The organism is Streptomyces sp. NPDC001709, assembly GCF_053596375.1.
Genome location: NZ_JBSFGB010000005.1, coordinates 58,459 through 77,213, shown reverse-complemented (window position 1 = coordinate 77,213; position 18,755 = coordinate 58,459). Strand labels below are relative to the sequence as shown.

Here is an 18,755-nt window from a genome sequence, read left to right as displayed (position 1 = left end):
GCCCTCGGCCTGAGGCGGGCTGATCAACCGAGTCGGTCTCCCCCGTGCTGGCTGCCCAATCGGTGGTTCGGCGGCTCGGCGGGGGTCGGAACGAGTGGCAAGCGCACCGGCGTGGTGTTTCACCACGGCCCTGGACCGGGACATGGAACGGCCGTCACCAACGGCCTGTCCCGCATCGGTATCGCCCATTACTCCGCCTCGGCGCTGATCCATGCGTACCGCGGCTTGCACGCCGATGTGGAGGAGGCGGGTAGTCGGCTGAGGCCCCGGGCCATGAGCGGTCCGGGGCCTCAGCGCCGCTCCCGGCGACGTCGGCTACGGCGTGGAGGGGCGGGGTGTGGCGTTACGGCGTCGACGCCTTCCAGATGCCGCGGCCGTGCGTGGCCACGTACACCTGGCTGCCGTCGGGGCTGGGCGAGAGGTAGACCGCCGGGGAGGTGGGCAGGTTGGTGCCCAGGCGCGCCCAGTGGCTCGCTGAGGTGCTGGTGAACACGCCCAGGTCGGTGGCGACCACGAGGGTGCCGTTCTTGGTGATCAGCGCCGCGTTGGCCGGGGCGTCCGGGAAGGAGTCCGTGGCCGCGGGGGCACCGCTGACGTCCGTCCAGCTCGTGCCGCCGTCGGTGGTCTTCCAGACGTGGCCGTAGCCGGCGCCGGGGCCCTCGTTCCAGTGCCGCGAGAAGCCGTTGATCACCGCGTAGACCGTCTTGCCGGAGGCGTCGGACGGGTCGATGGTCAGGCCGGAGACGTAGCGGTTCGGGAAGGCGGCGGGCAGGTTCACCTGGTGCCAGGTGCCGCCGTAGTCGGTGGCGATGCCTCGTCCGAAGGTGCCGTCGACCTTCGAGCAGGGGCCGCACCAGGCCGCCCACGTCACGTGGTTGCGGCTGGCGACGGCCGAGGCGGAGTGGCCGGCGCCCAGGTCGTACAGCTTGGTCCAGTCGGCGCCGGAGGTGCTGCTCCAGGTCTTGGTGTTGCCCCAGACGTACTGGCCGCCCGCGACCCACAGGCCGTTCGGGTCGGTCTCGTCCGCGCTGAACGGGGCGATGAAGCGGGCTCCGGGGTCGCCGGGCGCGATGTCGGTGATCACGTCCTCGGAGCCGTCGTCGCTGGCGGTGTAGCCGCAATTGTTCGTGATCTGCAGCGCGAGGTCGACGTACTCGCCGACCGTCTGGCAGCCATTGGCGGGGTTGACCAGTTGGTCGCCGCCGTCACCGCCGAACGGGGAGACCATCTCGCCGTTCGGGTTGAGCTGCTGCCCCTGGTACGTGGCGCCCTTGGGCGCGAGCAGCGAAACGCCATTGTCCTGCAGGCCGCCCCAGACGGCCTCGCCGCTGCCGTCGGTCATCCTGCCCGCACGCACCGAGTAGTACTGGAGGTTGCGCAGGGTGCCGGATTCGTTGAGGTTGCGCCAGCCGGGGACGGTCTGTGTGGTGGGGCGGGCGTAGGCACCGCCGTCGTTGCCGACGAACACCTCCGGCGCGCCGCCCTTCCACTGCGAGAAGGCCAGTGCGTGCTGGTCGGAGTGCATCACGTCGCCGTCGCAGGTGTTCTGCGCCGGGTCGTAGCTGTAGCACGGCATGCCGAAGTTCCAGTAGCGGCCGATCGCCTTCCAGGTGGCGCCGCCGTTCCGGGACTCGAACATCTCCTCAAGGCCCAGGTAGACGTGGTTCGGGTCGGTCGGGTCGACCGCGATGACCTGGTCGTACCACGCCTGGGAGCCGGGCTGGTACCCGCTGCCGATCTCGTTGACCTTCATCGCGGAGCCGGTCGTCGACAGTGACGAGGAGGTCGCGATCTGCTTGAACGAGCCGCCGGCGTCGCCGCTCTGGCTGACATACACGCCGGCGAGGACCGAGTACACGCCGGAGCCGGAGGACTTGTTGAGGAGCTTCGGGGACTCCATCGAGACGTACAGCTTGCTGCCGTCGCCCGCGTAGGCGAAGGCGGCGTTGCCGATCTCGGCGGGGTTGATCGCACCCGTCGGGTTGGCACGCCTCCAGGTGGCGCCCGCGTCGGCGGAGTAGTAGAAGCCGTTGTAGTCGGCGCCGCTGCGCCAGGCCACGTTGGCCAGCAGCTTCTTGCCGTCGCTGCCGGGCTGTACGGCGATGTCGTTGGCGATGTCCGCGTAGTGGCTGTCCACTCCGCAGCTCACGCCGCTGATGCCGACGCCCGCGCACGGGGCGAGGACCTTCGTCCAGGCGGTGGACTGCCCGGCCGACAGCGCCCGCCGGAAGACGCCGTGCGAGGAGGCCGCGAAGACGTAACCGGCGGCCTTGTCGAAGGTGACGGTGTGGATGGAGGCTGAGTCCAGCTCGGAGCCGCCCACCTTGTCGCTCTCGCTGAAGGTGTCGGCGACCGGGTCCGCGAGCCGGTAGACGCCGCTGCCCAGGTAGTTGTCGGAGGCGGTGGTCGCCTCGCCGGTGGCCAGCCACAGCGCGCCGTCGGGCGCGACCGCGAGGGCGCCCACGGACAGGGCGGGCAGCCGGTCGGCGATCGGCGTCCAGGTTCTGCCGTCGTCGCTGGAGCGGAACACACCGCCGCCCGCGGCGCCCGCGTAGACCACGCCCTGGTGCGTCGGATCGGTTGCCAGGGCGGCGATCCGGCCCGCCGAGTGGCCGGCGCCGCCACCGGAGTTGGAGGCGGACCGGTCGCGGTAGTGCAGTGCGTCCTCGTTGTACGGGGAGGTGGTGACCTCGGACCAACTTCCGGCCGCGACCGGCATGTTCTTGATGTGCGCCCAGGCGCCGGCGTACGCACCCTGCGCGATCTGACCGCTGGGGGAGAGCCTCGGCTCGTTGAACGCGTCGAGGGACTCCATCAGTTCATGGGACTCCTCGCCCGCCACGTCATGGCGGCTGGAGTCCGTGTCATTCGCCCCGAACGCGGCGACGGGTCCCGTCCCCGCTATCAGGAGTGCGGCGGCTGCGGCGGCGAGTGTCCTTCTGCCGGCGCTCTCCGCCCCGCGGCGCGGTCTGCGCCGCGCGGAATACACACGCATGGACTGTCTCCGGCTTCTTCGGCGTAAGACGCGGCCGCCCCTACGGCCGCACTTGATCTCCTACTGCCGAGCGCCGGAACCGTACTCCCGTGCCCTCTCCCAACCCCAGAGGTTTACAGCGACTTTATAGCCTGACAAACGTAACGATTATCAAAAATGGCCTCGTTCGCCATCCCGGCCCTCAGTGACGCCCCACCTCATTACTTGCAGCGCAGTCGCTCGGTTCTCTGTTACTGGTGCCTGCCGGCATGCCTCAACTGCCGAACATCGCCGCGCCCTCCCGGCCCTTCGCCTGGTTCTCGGTGACGTAGGGGCGTATTTCCGCCTCGTACGAGGCGAACGCCGTTCGGTGATCGCCGGCCGCCACGGCCAGGTGCCGGGCCAGCGTGCGCGCACCGATGAGGGCCTGTGAAGTGCCCATGCCGCTGGTGGGTGCGGCACAGTATCCCGCGTCGCCGACCAGCACGATCCGGCCGTGCGACCACGTGCCCAGGTGGATCTGGCAGGCAGAGGTGAAGTAGAAGTCGTCCGCCGCCGTCATCGCAGCCAGCAGGCGGGGTGTCTCCCAGCCGTGCCCGGCGAACGCCTCCCGCACTGCCCGCTCCTGCTCCGCCCGGCCGCGCCGGTCCAGTACGGGCGAGGCGGTGGCGAAGGACAGGCTGACCGTCATTCTGTCGGGGTCGGCCGCGCTGAAGGCGTAGATCGCCGTGCCCTTGGTCTGCCTCAGTACACCGCTGTGGTCGAGGCCGAGGTGGTTGGCGGCGGTGAACCCGGCGCCGGACATGCCTAAGTGCTGTATGGCGTCGGCGTGCGGGCCGAAGGCGAGTTGGCGCACCTTCGAGTAGATGCCGTCCGCTCCGACGACGAGGTCGAAGCGCCGGGTGGGGGCTCGCTCGAACTCGACCATGACGCCGGTGTCGTCCTGGCTGAGTGCGCTGATCGAGTCGTCGAAGACGTACTCCACGTCGGCCGCGGTAAGCCGGTGCAGAATCCGGGTCAGTTCCTCCTTGGGCACCTCGAGTTCACCGGCGAATACCTCGGCGGGAAGGCGTCCGGTCTCGGTGCCCGTCTCGTCCAGCAGCGTGGTGCCGCGCATCTTCGTGTCGTGCCTGCGGACCTCGTCAAGGACGCCCATTTCCTCCAGCACGTCGAAGACTGCGCCGCGGAAGTCGACGGCATACCCGGCCTCCCGGAGGGCCGGCGCGCGTTCGACCACGGTCACCTCGTAGCCGTCGCGGTGCAGGAAGTGGGCAAGGGCCGGGCCGGCCACGCTGGCACCCGAGATCAGGACCTTCGTCTTCGTCATGGACAGCACCGTAGCCAGAGTTTGACCATTTGGTCAATCCATTTGGATGAACCATTCGGACAAGACTCCGCTATGCTGTACGCCATGGGAAACCGAGACGATCTGCTGGCCGGGGCCAAGCAGTGCCTGATCGAACGCGGCTGGGCCCGCACCACCGTCCGGGATATCGCCTCGGCCGCCGGAGTCAGCCATGCCGCCATCGGCTACCACTTCGGCTCCAAGGACGCCCTGCTCACCCAGGCCCTGGTGCAAGCGGTGGACGAACTAGACGAAGAACTGCGCTCACGCACCCCGGCGGACAAGCCGGAAGAGCGCTGGCAGGCGCTGATCGACAGCTTCACCACGCACCGGCCTTTGTGGGTGGCTCAACTCGAGGCCGCCGTGCAGGCCGAGCGCTCACCGGAAGTACGCGCGCACCTCGCCGAAGGGCAGCGCCAGGGACGGGAGGGACTCGGCGGCTCGGTGCCGCTCGCGCTGCTGTCCGGGCTGATGCTGCAGTGGCTGGTGGACCCGGAACACGCGCCCTCCGGCGCCGACGTGATCCACGAGCTCCGCTCGCTCACCAGCGGACCCTCTTGGAGTACGTGACCGGGGTGGGCCTGGTGTCGATGAACAGCTGCCCGGGTCCCGATGGGGCAGGCTCCCGCAGTGCCCATTCCTGCCCCGGCGCGAGCGGTCCTGTCGGCTCACGGTGGGCGAAATCTGTACATTTGTGTAATAGGAGCTCGAGCAAAAGGCGTGCGGCGCTCGCGCCCGTGCCCTGAAACCTCGCAGGCGAGGGCAGCATGTTCGACTTGAGTGCGCCGATCGTGGCCACATTCCTCGTGTATGTGGCCGTCATGATCGGGACAGGAGTCTGGGCCTACAGCCGCACTCGCACCTTCGCCGACTTCGCGCTGGGGGGCCGCAGGCTCAGCGCGTTCGTCGCCGCCCTGTCCGCAGGGGCCAGCGACATGTCCGGCTGGCTGTTCCTCGCGTTTCCCGGAGCGGTGTACGCGGCCGGTGTCGGCGCCAGCTGGATCGCGGTGGGCCTGATACTGGGCACCTACCTGAACTGGCTGTTCGTCGCGCCGAGACTGCGCACCTACACCGAGCGCGCAGGGAACGCCGTCAGTCTGTCCGCCTATCTGGAGGAGCGGTTCGAGGACCGCACCCGGATGCTCCGGATGGTCTCGGCGGCGGTCACTCTCGTGTTCTTCACCGTCTACGTCGCCAGCGGGCTCGTGGCCGGCGGACTCCTGTTCGGGCACATCTTCGACGTCGGATTCGGGCTCGGAGTGACCCTGACCGCCCTGGTGATCGTCATCTACTCGTGCCTGGGCGGCTTCCTCGCCGTGAGCCTGACCCACGTGATGCAGGCCACGCTGATGTTCCTCGCCCTGCTCGCGCTCCCCGTCGTCGGCATCGGGGCGCTGGGCGGCTTCGGTGCGCTGCGCGACACCCTCAACAGCAAGACACCCGACCTGCTCGACATGGGTGCCAAGGTCGACTTCACGGACGGACGGTGGTCGGCGGGCGGATCCCTCGGCGCCGTCGCGATCATCTCGCTGCTCGCCTGGGGCCTCGGCTATTTCGGTCAGCCGCACATCCTGGCCCGCTTCATGGGCATCCGCAGCACCGGCGCCATCCCCGCGGCCCGCCGCATCGAAACCGGGTGGGTCATCGTCGTGCTCGCCGGCGCCACGCTCGTCGGTCTGGTGGGCATCGCGCAGACCGGCACTCCGCTCCGCGACCCGCAGACGGTGTACATCAGCTTGAGCCGTGCACTGCTCAATCCCTGGGGTGCCGGAGTGATGCTGATCGCCGTACTGGCCGCGATCATCTCGACCGCCGACAGTCAGCTCCTCGTGTCGTCCGTCGCTCTCACGGAGGACTTCTACCGGGCGTTCCTCCACCGGCGCGCCTCGGACCGGGCCCTGGTGTGGGTCGGCCGCGCCGCCGTCATCTCCGTGACCCTGGTGGCCTTCGTGATCGCGCTCAGGGGCGGTGGGCTGCTGGGCATCGTCGCCTACGCCTGGGCGGGATTCGGAGCCGCCTTCGGCCCGGTCGTCCTTCTCTCGCTGTACTGGCCGCGCATGACCTGGGCGGGGGCCATGGCCGGGATCGTGTCGGGTGCGGCCACGGTGCTGCTGTGGAAGCAGATCAATCCGCGGCTCGGCCCCTTCGCATCGGGCATCTACGAAATGGTCCCGGGCGTCCTGGTCGCCACGACCGCAGCGCTCGTGTTCGGCAGGTTCGTCGGCCGGCCCCCGAAACGGGCCTTCTGGCGGATGCCGGGCGGCGGGGTGAGCCGGCTGATGCTCACGCCCTTCCTCGCCCATGCCCCGGTCGGCATCGCCGTCCTCGACACGGATCTGCGGTACGTCTGGGTGAACGAGCCCCTGGACCGCGAGATCCCCCTCGAACGTCGGCTGGGACGGCGGATGGCGGAAGTGCTGCCCCAGGCGGAGGCCGATGCCTTCGAGGAGATGATGCGGACGGTCCTGCGGACCGGGGATCCGGTGATGGACTACGAATACCGCGGCCCCAGCCAGACGGACTCCGGCAGCAGCCGTGCGATCTCCGCCTCCTTCTTCGCCATGAAGGACCGCCACAGCCGGAACGTGGGGATCTGGTACATGGTCATCGACGTCACCGAGCGCTGGCGGGCCCAGGAACGCCTGGCGCTGCTCAACGACGCCGCCACCCGCATCGGCAGCACCCTGGACGTGACGCGGACCGCGCAGGAACTGGCCGACGACGCCGTGCCGGCCGTAGCCGACTTCGTCGCCGTCGACCTGCTGGACTCGGTCATGCGGGGCGAGGAACCGGCACCCGGTCCCGTCGGGATGTCACCCGTGATCCGGCGCGCGGGGCAGCAGTCGGTGCGTGAGGGATGCCCCGAGGCGTCGCTGGCCGTGGGGGAGACGGTTCGGCGTGCCTCCTCGTCGCCCGTGACCCGGTGCCTGCTGGAGAGCAGGACCCTCGTGGAACGGAACCTGGACCGCACCGCCAGCCCATGGGTGACCGAGGACGAGTCGCTTGGCGCCTCCTTCCGCGATTACGACTTCCGCTCGGTGATGGTGGTCCCGGTGCGGGCCCGCGGTGTCACCTTGGGCGCGGCGACGTTCGCTCGGTCGCGGCGGCTGGGCCCCTTCGAGGAGGACGACGTACGTCTCGCCGAGGAACTCGTCTCCCGCGCGGCGGTGTGCATCGACAACGCCCGCCGTTTCACCCGCGAGCGCACAGCGGCCCGATCCATGCAGCGCTACCTGCTGCCGCAGGACCTGACGGGAGGGTCCGCCCTCAAGGTGGCGTCCTGGTACCTCCCCGCGGATGTCCCCAGCGGTGTGGGCGGCGACTGGTTCGACGTGATTCCGCTCTCCGGGGCGCGCGTCGCGCTGGTCGTCGGGGACGTGGCCGGGCACGGCATCAACGCGGCGGCGACCATGGGGCGCCTGCGCACAGCGGTACGCACCCTCGCCAATCTCGATCTCTCCCCGGACGAATTGCTGGCCCATCTGGATGACCTGGTCATCGGCCTCATGGAGGCGCACGGCAGTGATGAGTCGGCGGCTGCCGAGGATGGGGCCGCGGGCACCGCGTTCATGGGCGCCACCTGCCTGTACGCCGTCTACGACCCGGTCAGCAGGCGGTGCACGCTGGCCCGGGCCGGTCACCTCCCGCCGGTGATCGTCGCTCCGGACGGCGGCGCCGACATCCTGGACCTGCCGGCCGGACCGCCGCTCGGCCTCGGATACCTCCCCTTCCAGTCCGTCGAACTGGAGCTGGCCGAGGGCAGCCTCATCGCGCTCTACACCGACGGCCTCATCGAGTCCTTCGACCAGGACATCGACGTCGGGCTCTCCCGACTGGGCGATGTCCTCGCGATGCCCCGGCCGACACTGGAGGAGACCGGCCGCAGGGTGATCGATGATCTGCTGGCCGACCAGCCGGCCGACGATGCGGCCCTGCTCATCGCCCGGACCCGTGTCCTGGCCGCGGACCGGGTCGCCACCTGGGACCTGCCCAGCGATCCGGCCGCTGTCGCGCACGCCCGCACGCTCGCCGTCCAGCAGCTGACCGAGTGGGGCATCGCCGATCTGACGTTCACCACGGAGCTCATCGTCAGCGAACTGGTCACCAACGCCATCCGCCACGCGACCGGACCGATCTGTCTCCGCCTGATCCGCGACCGGGCCCTGATCTGCGAAGTCTCCGACGCCAGCAGCACCTCGCCGCGCCTGCGCCATGCCCGGACCACCGACGAGGGAGGGCGGGGCCTGCTGATCGTCGCCCAGCTCGCCCACCGGTGGGGCACTCGCTACACGACCACCGGCAAGATCATCTGGACGGAGCAGGTTGTTCCGGGCGACACCGGCGCCCAGGACCTGCCTGAGAACCGATCGGGTGGGTCGTCGTGAGCTGACGGATGCGGCCTGGGGTCGGGTGCCATGCGCCGACCTCTTGACCTGTGTGGCCCCAGCCGCTAATTTGCGGTAGCTGTCGACCCGTAACTACCGAAAGGAGGCGACCAGCGGATGTACACCAGCTCTGATCTCGGTCGCCTCGCCCAGTGCACCGTCTGGGTTCCGGGTCGGATCGCGCACGGCTGCTGAGCACGCCGTTCTGATGTGCCCGTCCGTGGCACATTCCGGGTTTCCCGTCATCATCTTCCAGCATGTCGCTGTTGCGTGCCGCTTTGCGCCCCCTTCTCTCGCGTGGCGCGTCTGAACACAGAAAGCTGCCTGAAATTGGCCAACATGATGAATCGACAGATCTCTAACCGGAACGAAGGCCCGTCATGGTAGCGGCGCGGATCACGGTCAACGGGAAAGAAACACCGATTTCACCGGCTGCGCCCCACACCACAGCGCTGGACTTTCTGCGCGAGCGTGGCCTCACCGGCACCAAGGAGGGCTGCGCCGAGGGTGAGTGCGGCGCCTGTTCGGTCCTGGTGGCCCGGCCCGGGGTGAACAAGCCCACCGACTGGGTGGCGGTCAACGCCTGCCTGATCCCGGCCGCGGCGCTCGACGGTCAGGAGGTCATCACCTCCGAGGGCCTCGCCACCCCCGGCGAACCCGGCACGGCGCCCACCCTGCACCCGGTGCAGGAGGAGATGGCGGTCCGCGGCGGATCCCAGTGCGGTTACTGCACGCCGGGATTCATCTGCAGCATGGCCTCCGAGTACTACCGGCCCGACCGCTGTGCGCACGCGGAATCGGACTCGGACTCGGCCGGCAGCACCGACCACGAGCACGGTCCGAATGGTTTCGACCTGCACGCGCTGAGCGGAAACCTGTGCCGCTGTACCGGCTACCGCCCGATCCGCGATGCCGCGTTCGCCGTCGGTGAGCCCACGGACGAGGATCCGCTGGCACAGCGTCGCGAGCAGGCCCCGCCCGCACCGGTCGCCACCGAGTACACCCAGGACGGCAGCGCGTTCCTGCGGAAGGAAACCCTGGCCGAAACGCTGCAGCTGCTGCGCGAGCGACCCGACGCGGTGGTGGTCGCCGGCTCCACCGACTATGGCGTCGAGGTGAACATCCGTTCCCGCCGGGCGGATTGCGTGGTCGCCATCGACCGGCTGCCCGAACTGCGGGAGCTGCGCGTCGAATCCGACCACATCGAGATCGGGGCGGCGGTGACGCTCACCGAGATCGAACGTCGCCTCGACGGCGAAGTCCCGCTCCTTGCAGAGCTGTTCCCGCAGTTCGCATCCCGGCTCATCCGCAACAGTGGGACCCTCGGCGGCAACCTGGGTACCGGCTCCCCGATCGGTGACAGCCCGCCGGTACTGCTCGCGCTGGAGGCGTCGCTGGTGCTCGCCGACGCCGACGGTGAGCGCGTGGTCCCGCTCGCGGAGTACTTCACCGGCTACCGGCAGAGCGTGCGCCGTCCCGGCGAGCTGATCCGCGCGGTGCGCATCCCGCTGCCGCTGTCGCCGGTCACGGCCTTCCACAAGATCGCCAAGCGGCGCTTCGACGACATCTCCAGCGTGGCGGTCGCTTTCGCGCTCGACATCGAGGACGGGACCGTCCGCAAGGCACGCATCGGCTTGGGCGGCGTGGCCGCCACCCCGATCCGCGGCCTCGCCACCGAGGCGGCCCTGGAGGGCAAGCCGTGGTCGGCGGAGACCGTCGAGGCCGCGGCCCGGGTGCTGCGGGGCGAGGGCACGCCGATGGACGACCATCGCGCCAGCTCCCTCTACCGTTCCGCGATGCTGGGCCAGAGCCTGCTCAAGCTGTACGCGCAGACCACCGAGGCGGTGTCGTCATGAGTCATCTGTCCGAGCGCCCCGAGAAGCCCGTCGTCGGCGTCTCGATGCCGCACGAGAGTGCCTTCCAGCACGTCACCGGCACCGCGCTCTACACCGACGACCTGGTCCAGCGGACCAAGGACGTGCTGCACGCGTACCCGGTCCAGGTCATGAAGGCCCGCGGCCGGATCACCGCGCTGCGCACCGAGCCCGCGCTCGCCGTGCCCGGCGTGGTCCGCGTGCTGACCGGTGCCGACGTGCCCGGCGTCAACGACGCCGGCATGAAGCACGACGAGCCGCTGTTCCCCGACGAGGTCATGTTCCACGGCCACGCGGTCGCCTGGGTGCTCGGCGAGACCCTGGAGGCGGCCCGGCTCGGTGCGGCGGCCGTCGAGGTGGAACTCGAGGAACTGCCCTCCCTGGTCACGCTGGAGGAGGCCATCGCGGCGGGCAGCTATCACGGCGCCCAGCCCCTGATGGTGCACGGCGACATCGACGCCGGCTTCGCAGACTCCGCGCACGTGTTCACCGGCGAGTTCCAGTTCTCCGGTCAGGAGCACTTCTACCTCGAGACGCACGCGGCGCTGGCCCAGGTCGACGAGAACGGGCAGGTGTTCATCCAGAGCAGCACCCAGCACCCGTCGGAGACCCAGGAAATCGTCTCGCACGTGCTCGGTGTGCCCGCCCACGAGGTGACCGTGCAGTGCCTGCGGATGGGCGGCGGCTTCGGCGGCAAGGAGATGCAGCCGCACGGGTTCGCGGCCGTCGCCGCGCTCGGCGCCAAGCTGACCGGTCGGCCGGTCCGGTTCCGGCTCAACCGGACCCAGGACCTGACCATGTCCGGCAAGCGGCACGGGTTCCACGCCACGTGGAAGATCGGCTTCGACGCGGACGGCCGCATCCAGGCCCTGGACGCCACCCTGGTCGCGGACGGCGGCTGGAGCCTGGACCTGTCCGAGCCGGTCCTGGCCCGCGCGCTGTGCCACATCGACAACACGTACTGGATCCCCAACGCGCGCGTCGCCGGTCGCATCGCCAAGACCAACACGGTCTCCAACACCGCCTTCCGCGGCTTCGGCGGACCGCAGGGCATGCTGGTGATCGAGGACATCCTGGGCCGCTGCGCGCCGCAGCTCGGCCTGGACCCCATGGAGCTGCGGGAACGCAACTTCTACCAGCCGGGCCAGGGCCAGACGACGCCGTACGGACAGCCGGTCACGCAGGCCGAGCGGATCTCCAAGATCTGGCAGCAGGTGCAGGACGACGCCGGCATCGCCGACCGCAAGCGCGAGATCGCGGCCTTCAACGCCGCGCACCCGAACACCAAGCGGGCCCTCGCGATCACCGGCATCAAGTTCGGCATCTCGTTCAACCTCACCGCCTTCAACCAGGGCGGCGCGCTGGTGCTGATCTACAAGGACGGCTCGGTCCTGATCAACCACGGCGGCACCGAGATGGGCCAGGGCCTGCACACCAAGATGATGCAGGTGGCCGCGACCACGCTGGGCATCCCGCTGCACAAGGTGCGCCTCGCCCCGACGCGTACCGACAAGGTGCCCAACACCTCCGCCACCGCCGCCAGTTCCGGTGCGGACCTCAACGGTGGGGCGATCAAGAACGCCTGTGAGCAGTTGCGCGGGCGACTGCTGCAGGTGGCCGCCAGCCAGCTGGGTGCGAACGCCTCGGACGTGCGCATCGTCGAGGGCGTCGCGCGTGCCCTGGGCAGCGACAAGGAGCTGGCCTGGGACGACCTGGTGCACACCGCGTACTTCCAGCGAGTGCAGCTGTCGGCGTCCGGCTTCTACCGGACCGAGGGGCTGCACTGGGACGCGAAGACGTTCCGGGGCTCGCCGTTCAAGTACTTCGCCCACGGCGCCGCGGCGACCGAGGTGGAGGTCGACGGCTTCACCGGCGCGTACCGGATTCGCCGCGTGGACATCGTCCACGACGTCGGCGACAGCCTCTCGCCGATGATCGACATCGGTCAGGTCGAGGGCGGCTTCGTGCAGGGCGCGGGCTGGCTGACGCTCGAGGACCTGCGCTGGGACACCAGCGACGGCCCGAACCGCGGTCGGCTGCAGACCCAGGCCGCGAGCACCTACAAGCTGCCGAGCTTCTCGGAGATGCCCGAGGAGTTCAACGTCACGCTCCTGGAGAACGCCACCGAGGAGGGCGCGGTCTACGGGTCCAAGGCGGTGGGTGAGCCTCCGCTGATGCTGGCGTTCTCGGTGCGCGAGGCGTTGCGGCAGGCCGCCGCGGCGTTCGGGCCGAGCGGGGTCAGCGTCGATCTGGCCTCGCCCGCGACGCCGGAGGCGGTGTACTGGGCGATCCAGGCGGCTCGGCAGGGTGACACCTCGCCGAACGGTCACGCCGTGAACGGGTCTGCCGCCAACGGCCACGCCATGAACGGAAATGCCGCCAACGGCAAGATCCGAACCGACGCAGAAGCGCTGAGCGGTGCCTGACATGACGTGGGTCGCCGCGGTCGCACGGTTGCGGGCACGCCGGGAGGCCGGCGTGCTGGTGACCGTCGCGACCGTGCGCGGCCATGCCCCGCGCGACGCCGGTGCGAAACTCGTCGTAGGGCAGACCGAGACGTGGGGCTCGATCGGTGGCGGCAATGTCGAGGCCGTCGCGATCGACCGCGCTCGGGAGATCATCGCCGCGTCCAAGCCGGAGCCGGAGCTGATCGATTTCGCCCTGAACGACAAGGTGACCAACCAGCACGGCGTGCAGTGCTGCGGCGGTACGGTCTCGGTGCTGCTCGAACCGCTGCCGGTGGTACGAGCGGTGGCGATCTTCGGCGTCGGGCACGTCGGGCTGGAACTGGCGCGCATCCTGGCACGTCAGGACCTCGACCTCCATCTGATCGACACGCGCGCCGACATCCTCACCAAGGAGCGGCTCGACGTGCTGGCAGACGCGGTGGCGCAGGTGCACGTGCACCATACGCCGCTGTTGCCCGAGGAGGTGCTGGAGGAGTTGCCGCGCGGCACCCACATCCTGATCATGACCCATGATCATGCCGAGGACGCCGCTCTGTGCGACGCCGCCTTGCGCACGACCCATCTCGGCTCCATCGGGCTGATCGGGTCGGCGGCCAAGTGGGTGCGGTTCCGCAAACGCCTTTCCACCGAGGGCGGTCACGACGAGGCCACCATCGATCGGATCAAGACTCCGATCGGGCTGGCCGACATCACCGGCAAGGAACCCGCGACAATTGCCGTGAGCGTCGCCGCCGATTTGCTGCGCACTTTCGAAACCGAGGAGAACTGACTCTCCAACCGGATCGACGGGGTGCCCCGCGCTCGTGCGAACGAACACATACGGGGCACCCTGTCGGCGCGACCGCCCCACCACAACCCTGCCCGGTGTCGGCGGACGGGCTCAGGCCACGGTGTTTCCGCGGGATTCGGACGCGAAGTCCAGGATGTGCGGGACTGCTTCGCGCAGGCTCTTGAAGTGGCGGTGCACGCCCTCCACCGCGGTAGCGGAGTTCACGCCCCACACCGTCATACCGGCACGCAGCCCGGACCGCACTCCGGACGGGGCGTCCTCGATGACAAGGCAGTCTCCCGGCTCGGCACCCAGTCGGGCAGCGGCCCGCAGATACGGAACGGGAGAGGGCTTGCCCTCCTCGACAGCGGCTGCGTCCACGATCAGGCCCGGTACCGGCAGGCCCGTCCGCAGGAAACGGCCGCGCACCCGGTGCTCGTAGTTCGAGGTCACCAGCGCCCAGGAACCCGGCGGCAGGCCGCGCAGCACCTCCGCCGCACCATCGAAGGCCGCGTAGCAGCCGGATCGGACGTCCTCGTCCTCCAGCTCGTGCAGCGCGGCCAGGCACTCGTGCGGATCGTGGCAGGCGGCGACCTGCGCGAAGGTTTCGGTGGGTCTGGTCCGCAGGGCCACCCTGTAGACCTCGTCCGGGTCCAGTCCGTAGCGCTCCGCCCACGCTCGCCACACCCGGCGCTGGTTCTCCAGGGCGTCGATCAACGTGCCATCGACATCGAACAGGACGTACCTTGTGCGGCGGCCGGGCTGCATGGATTCACTGGTCACACGTTGATCATGCCAGGCACCGGGCAACCCATCAGGCGCCGGTGGACGGCGCGGCATAAGCGGTCGGGACTACGTTGGGCAAGGCCGTGGCCTTTCCTGGCGTGGCGATTATGCGAACGGACGTTCTCTTTCCCTGGATTCCGGATGGAACGCATGGTCGAGTAAATGTGAGGGAGGCTCACGTGCGCGGCCAATTTCCGAGAATACTCTGCGGAACCATTTCCTACGCATATGCGTTTACGGCACTCTGCTGCTCGCGAGAAGCGGGGCGCGTGGGGGTGGGCGATGCCGGCAAGGGCGGTTTCGCAGCGGGAGTTCGCCGTGGCCTGGAGTGAGGCGCGGCTGGTGGTCGGGGCGTACTGCCGTCGGGCCACACGCAGCAGGCAGGATGCCGAGGATCTGTTACAGCGGGTGGCCCTGCGGGCCTGGCGCGGGTATCCGGCCTTCCGGGGCGATGCCCAGTTCCTGACCTGGGTGATGGCGATAGCCCGGCGCGAGGCGGCCCGGATGGCGGGCGAGGCCGCCAACGAGCGGGCGCGGCAGGCCGGGTGGGACGACGCGGCCGCGGCCCTGCTCGTCGCCGACTCGGACACTCCTTGCGCCGACACCTCGTGGATCGGCGATGCGGTCCTGGAGGCCCGACGCGCCGGTGTGCTCGGGGAGTTGGAGTACGAGGTGGTGCGGCACCGCCTGGTCCGCCCCGATGACGGCTGGGAGCGGCTCGCCGAACGGCTCGGGGTAGGCGCCGTCAGCTGCGCCGTGGCACACACCCGGGCCGTGCCCAAGCTCCGTGTGTTCCTTCTGCTGGGCCGGCCCGAGCGGTTCGGTGGGGCCGAGGCGCTCGCCGCGGCCTGCGCGGCGGCGGCCGCGCAGGCGGCCGACCCGCTGAGCCCCGCGGAGGAGGCGGCCTTCCGTGCCCTGGTGCTGCGCGAGCAGCCCGGCTACCGGGCGCGAGGCTGGCGCAGCGCCCTGCGGGGCGCCTGCGGGAAGGTTGTCGCGCACCTCAGGCTCCTGGAGTAGTCCGCCACCTCGCGTTCCACAAGCAGGTTCGCTACGGGGCGCGCCGAATTTTCTGATGGATCGTCATATGTGTAAGGCGGGCAGCTCGTTCGGGTCTGAACAAGTGATTCTTCCGGCCGATGGGAGGAGCACATGGAAACGGGCATCCCGGCCCGCCTGTGGGAGGCCGACACCCCAGGTGGCCCCGAGGTGGCTTTCGTCCGTGACGGCGATGTCCCGCGTCACCTGGACACCCTGCCGGACGGCAGCGAGACGCTGGTCATCGGTGATGTGGAGGGCGCCGCCGCGTCGGGACACCGCCAGGGCCAGAACGGCTACGGCTTCCTCGGCACCTGCGGGCTGTGCGCCTGTGAGGGCGTACTGCGCTGGTTCGGCATCGAGGTCACCGAGCACGACGTGGTCGACCACGCGGTCCGCAACGGCCTGTGCCATGTCTCCGACGTCGCCGCGGAGTGCGGTGGCACCACCATGGAGCAGCAGGCCCGCATCCTCAGTGATCTCGGGGTGCCCGCGGCCGTCATGGAGTACCGCTCCCTGGAGGAGCTCGCGGCGATGCTCGAAGAGGGCCGCGCCGCGATCATCGCCGCGAACGCCGGCGTGCTGTGGAACGACGCCGACTACTGGGACTACGGGCAGGCCAACCATGCCGTGCAGGTCACCGGTGTCGCCAGGGCCCCGGCCACCGGGGGGATCCAGGGGTTCTACATCAACGACAGCGGCACCGGCCAGGAAGCCCGCTTCGTCAGCGCCGCCGACCTGGCGTCCGGCTGGCTGGAGGCCGGGGGGCTCGCCGTCGTCACGGATCTGGTCGGCACCGGGCGCGGTGACACGATCGGCGCGGCCACGGATGTGGCGGAGACAGCAGAACAGCATCAGCGAGCGACGAGGACGACACCGTGAACAACTCCCGCCCCGAGCAGCCGGCCGCAGGCCGTTCCACCCCGTACGACCGGGTGCGCAAGGAGTTCACCACGCACCGGCTCACCCGCGACGAGGTGCCGGTCGGGCACATGGTCTCGCTTCCGCTGCCCACCCTCCGCTGGGCACGCCCCGGTTACGCCGCCTTCGCCGCGCCGTCCCGCCGGGAGCCGGGCCGCCCGCAGATCGTCGGCGCCCCCGACCGCTGGTGGGTCATCGACGCTGAACGGCACGCCCTGCTCACCTACAACCTCACCGCCGTGGCGAGCTTCACCGGTGCCCCGCTCACCGGCCCCCTCACCCTGGCCCCCGTCGGCCGCCCGATCGCCTCCGTACGGGAGGAACTGCGCATGTTCGACGAGGTGATGGCGCAGGCCGCCCCCCGATTCCTGGGGGGCGAGGCGGCCTCCCGCGCCGAGCGCGACGAGCTGGGTGAGCTGCTGCCGCTCGTGCTCCGTGCCGAACTGCTGCCCTGGTACGCGGCGCTCGCCCCGGACTTCTTCGGCTGGCTCGGCATCGACCCGTCGCAGGAGGTGCGCCCCGATGACCGATGACAAGGCACTGCCCGCCGAGCAGACCATCGCCGACGCGCTCGCGCTGGCCCAGGAGTGCGGCTGGCGCCCCGTCGTGGAGTTCGCCGCCGCTCTGCCCGCCGCCGACGACCAGGCCGTACGGCTCTTCGCCGCCGCCGGCGACAGCGGGGCCGAGCAGCTGCGAGGCCGCCTTGCCGAACGGCCCGGCGCGGCGCGGATCGACGTAACCGCGCTGGAGGACATCGACGCCGACGCCGGGCTCGCCCTGTACCCCAACCGCGCCCTGGCCGTGCTGCGCTGCGGTGAACTGCTCACGCCCGCCGCCGTCGAGGCCGCCGCGGCCATTGTGCGCAGGCCCGCCGGCAGCGGCCTTGCCGTACTGAGCCACGCCGAGGTCCTGACCGGCCCCGACGACCTCGACCTCGTCCAGCGCGGCATCTGGCGCACTCTGTTCGCCGACGCACCGCTCGCCTGGGCCGGACAGGACCTCGCCGAGTACGGGGTGCTGCTGTGGGCCGACCCGTCGGCCGAGCCCGCCGCGTTCCTGGCCGCACGGCTCGCCCGCGACGCGGACCGGCTGGCCACCTGGTCGGACGGCCCCGGCGCGGCGGGTGCCGAGCTCCAGGCCCGGCGCGCGGCGCACCTGCTGGACCTCATGGAACACGCCGCCGACACCGCCGAGCACCAGCAGCCCGCCGGCGAAGCCGGGACGGCCGCGCGCCGGCTCACCCAGGCGCGCACGCAGGCCGCGGAGTTGCGCCGGCGCTGGCTCAAACGGCTCGACGAGGACCGCGCCACGCTGACCCGGCAACTGGAGGCCTCCCTGGACGTCTTGGAGCAGGAACTGCTCAGCGCCCTGCGCGAGGACGCCCGGCGGCACCCGCGCCACGCCCAGCCGGTGCGCGACCGGTTGGACCGGGAGCTGCGCAGATGGGCCGCGGCCGCGCGCGAGCTTGCCGCCCGCCGCACAGCAGAGGACCGCCGCGACCTCGTACACCTCGCCGACGAGCTCGACTGGGAAGTGATCGACGGTGTCACGGAAGCCGAAATGCCGTACAGGGAATGGCTGTTGAGCGGCGGATGCCTTGCCGTCGGCTTCGAGGGGCTCGACCGCGCGGCGCGGCCCACCGATGACCGCCCGGCTCAGGGCGGCCGTTCCGCATGGCCGTCGCGGGCTGTGGTGGGTGCCGTCGCGATCGGCGTCGGCGCGGCGATCGCGACGAGCGACGACCCGTTGCTCACCCTCGCGCTCGGGACGGCCGGCGCGGCAGGCGGCGCGGCCAGCGCCCACTTCGTGGGACAGGGGAACGGACGGCGAGCGGCGGCCGAGGCCCGACGGGACGTCGCCCAGCGCGTCGGAGAAATCCGCGACACCGTCCGCGACCGGCTGCGCGGCGCGGCGGAGTCGGCCCGCACCGACGCCGCCGCCACGTTCGACGCCCTCGACCAGCAACTCGCCGCCGCCGTACGCCGCGCCGAGCAGCAAGCGGCCGGAGCGCCCTCCGACACAGCCGTTGTCACACCGCGCCAACGCGTCACCGAGCTGCGGGACCGCCTGCGGGCGGCGACCGGAACCTGAACGGGCCGGACCGCCCGTTCTCGCTCTCCTCTCCCCGGGCCCCGGCCTGCCTGCTCCGCACACCGCGAGCGCCGCCGGTGCCCCGCTCACCGTGAAAGGAACGTCCC

The 18,755-nt window shown here is 70.5% G+C and carries 12 protein-coding genes; 9 read left to right on the top strand and 3 right to left on the bottom strand.

Going from position 1 to position 18,755, the window contains the following annotated elements:
* Nucleotides 1-343: 343 nt before the first annotated feature.
* Together ACWC0C_RS09290 and ACWC0C_RS09285 are read right to left on the bottom strand one after the other, a co-directional pair.
* Nucleotides 344-2,995, bottom strand: coding sequence for a glycosyl hydrolase (locus ACWC0C_RS09290; RefSeq protein ID WP_450862825.1), 2,652 nt, complete (start codon nucleotides 2,993-2,995; stop codon nucleotides 344-346).
* 253 nt (nucleotides 2,996-3,248) lie between these two features.
* Entirely contained in the window at nucleotides 3,249-4,301 is a 1,053-nt protein-coding gene (locus tag ACWC0C_RS09285) for an FAD-dependent monooxygenase (protein WP_450862823.1), read from the bottom strand.
* A gap of 84 nt (nucleotides 4,302-4,385) precedes the next feature.
* Between ACWC0C_RS09285 and ACWC0C_RS09280 the strand changes: the two genes are divergently transcribed.
* The 5 genes from ACWC0C_RS09280 (at nucleotide 4,386) to xdhC (ending at nucleotide 13,815) form a co-directional block, all read left to right on the top strand.
* Entirely contained in the window at nucleotides 4,386-4,889 is a 504-nt protein-coding gene (locus tag ACWC0C_RS09280; RefSeq protein ID WP_449196556.1) for a TetR/AcrR family transcriptional regulator, read from the top strand.
* A 197-nt stretch (nucleotides 4,890-5,086) separates the two neighbouring features.
* On the top strand, nucleotides 5,087-8,704 hold the full coding sequence (putP, locus tag ACWC0C_RS09275) for a sodium/proline symporter PutP (protein WP_450862821.1): 3,618 nt from the start codon (nucleotides 5,087-5,089) through the stop codon (nucleotides 8,702-8,704).
* 380 nt (nucleotides 8,705-9,084) lie between these two features.
* Nucleotides 9,085-10,560 (top strand): xanthine dehydrogenase small subunit, encoded by a 1,476-nt coding sequence (locus ACWC0C_RS09270; protein WP_449196558.1) that lies wholly within the window; start codon nucleotides 9,085-9,087, stop codon nucleotides 10,558-10,560.
* Nucleotides 10,557-13,004, top strand: coding sequence for a xanthine dehydrogenase molybdopterin binding subunit (gene xdhB, locus ACWC0C_RS09265; protein WP_450862818.1), 2,448 nt, complete (start codon nucleotides 10,557-10,559; stop codon nucleotides 13,002-13,004). Before ACWC0C_RS09270 ends, xdhB begins: the two co-directional genes overlap by 4 nt.
* A 1-nt stretch (nucleotide 13,005) precedes the next feature.
* Nucleotides 13,006-13,815 (top strand): xanthine dehydrogenase accessory protein XdhC, encoded by an 810-nt coding sequence (gene xdhC / locus ACWC0C_RS09260; protein WP_449196560.1) that lies wholly within the window; start codon nucleotides 13,006-13,008, stop codon nucleotides 13,813-13,815.
* A 111-nt stretch (nucleotides 13,816-13,926) separates the two neighbouring features.
* Here the strand turns inward: xdhC and ACWC0C_RS09255 are convergent, their stop codons facing one another.
* Nucleotides 13,927-14,598, bottom strand: coding sequence for an HAD family hydrolase (locus ACWC0C_RS09255; RefSeq protein WP_450862816.1), 672 nt, complete (start codon nucleotides 14,596-14,598; stop codon nucleotides 13,927-13,929).
* 321 nt (nucleotides 14,599-14,919) lie between these two features.
* Between ACWC0C_RS09255 and ACWC0C_RS09250 the strand changes: the two genes are divergently transcribed.
* The 4 genes from ACWC0C_RS09250 to ACWC0C_RS09235 all read left to right on the top strand — a co-directional run bounded on the left by ACWC0C_RS09250 (nucleotide 14,920) and on the right by ACWC0C_RS09235 (nucleotide 18,648).
* Nucleotides 14,920-15,618: an RNA polymerase sigma factor gene (locus tag ACWC0C_RS09250; RefSeq protein WP_450862814.1), complete on the top strand. Its 699-nt coding sequence runs from the start codon at nucleotides 14,920-14,922 to the stop codon at nucleotides 15,616-15,618.
* Nucleotides 15,619-15,750: 132 nt separating this feature from the next.
* On the top strand, nucleotides 15,751-16,518 hold the full coding sequence (locus tag ACWC0C_RS09245) for a hypothetical protein (RefSeq protein ID WP_450862812.1): 768 nt from the start codon (nucleotides 15,751-15,753) through the stop codon (nucleotides 16,516-16,518).
* The gene (locus tag ACWC0C_RS09240; protein WP_449196564.1) at nucleotides 16,515-17,090 is read left to right on the top strand and encodes a hypothetical protein; all 576 of its coding nucleotides are present in this window, start codon (nucleotides 16,515-16,517) and stop codon (nucleotides 17,088-17,090) included. Before ACWC0C_RS09245 ends, ACWC0C_RS09240 begins: the two co-directional genes overlap by 4 nt.
* A complete protein-coding gene (locus ACWC0C_RS09235; protein WP_450862810.1) occupies nucleotides 17,080-18,648 on the top strand; it encodes a hypothetical protein in 1,569 nt (522 codons plus the stop codon). The genes ACWC0C_RS09240 and ACWC0C_RS09235 overlap by 11 nt, the downstream gene beginning before the upstream one ends.
* Nucleotides 18,649-18,755 lie beyond the last annotated feature (107 nt).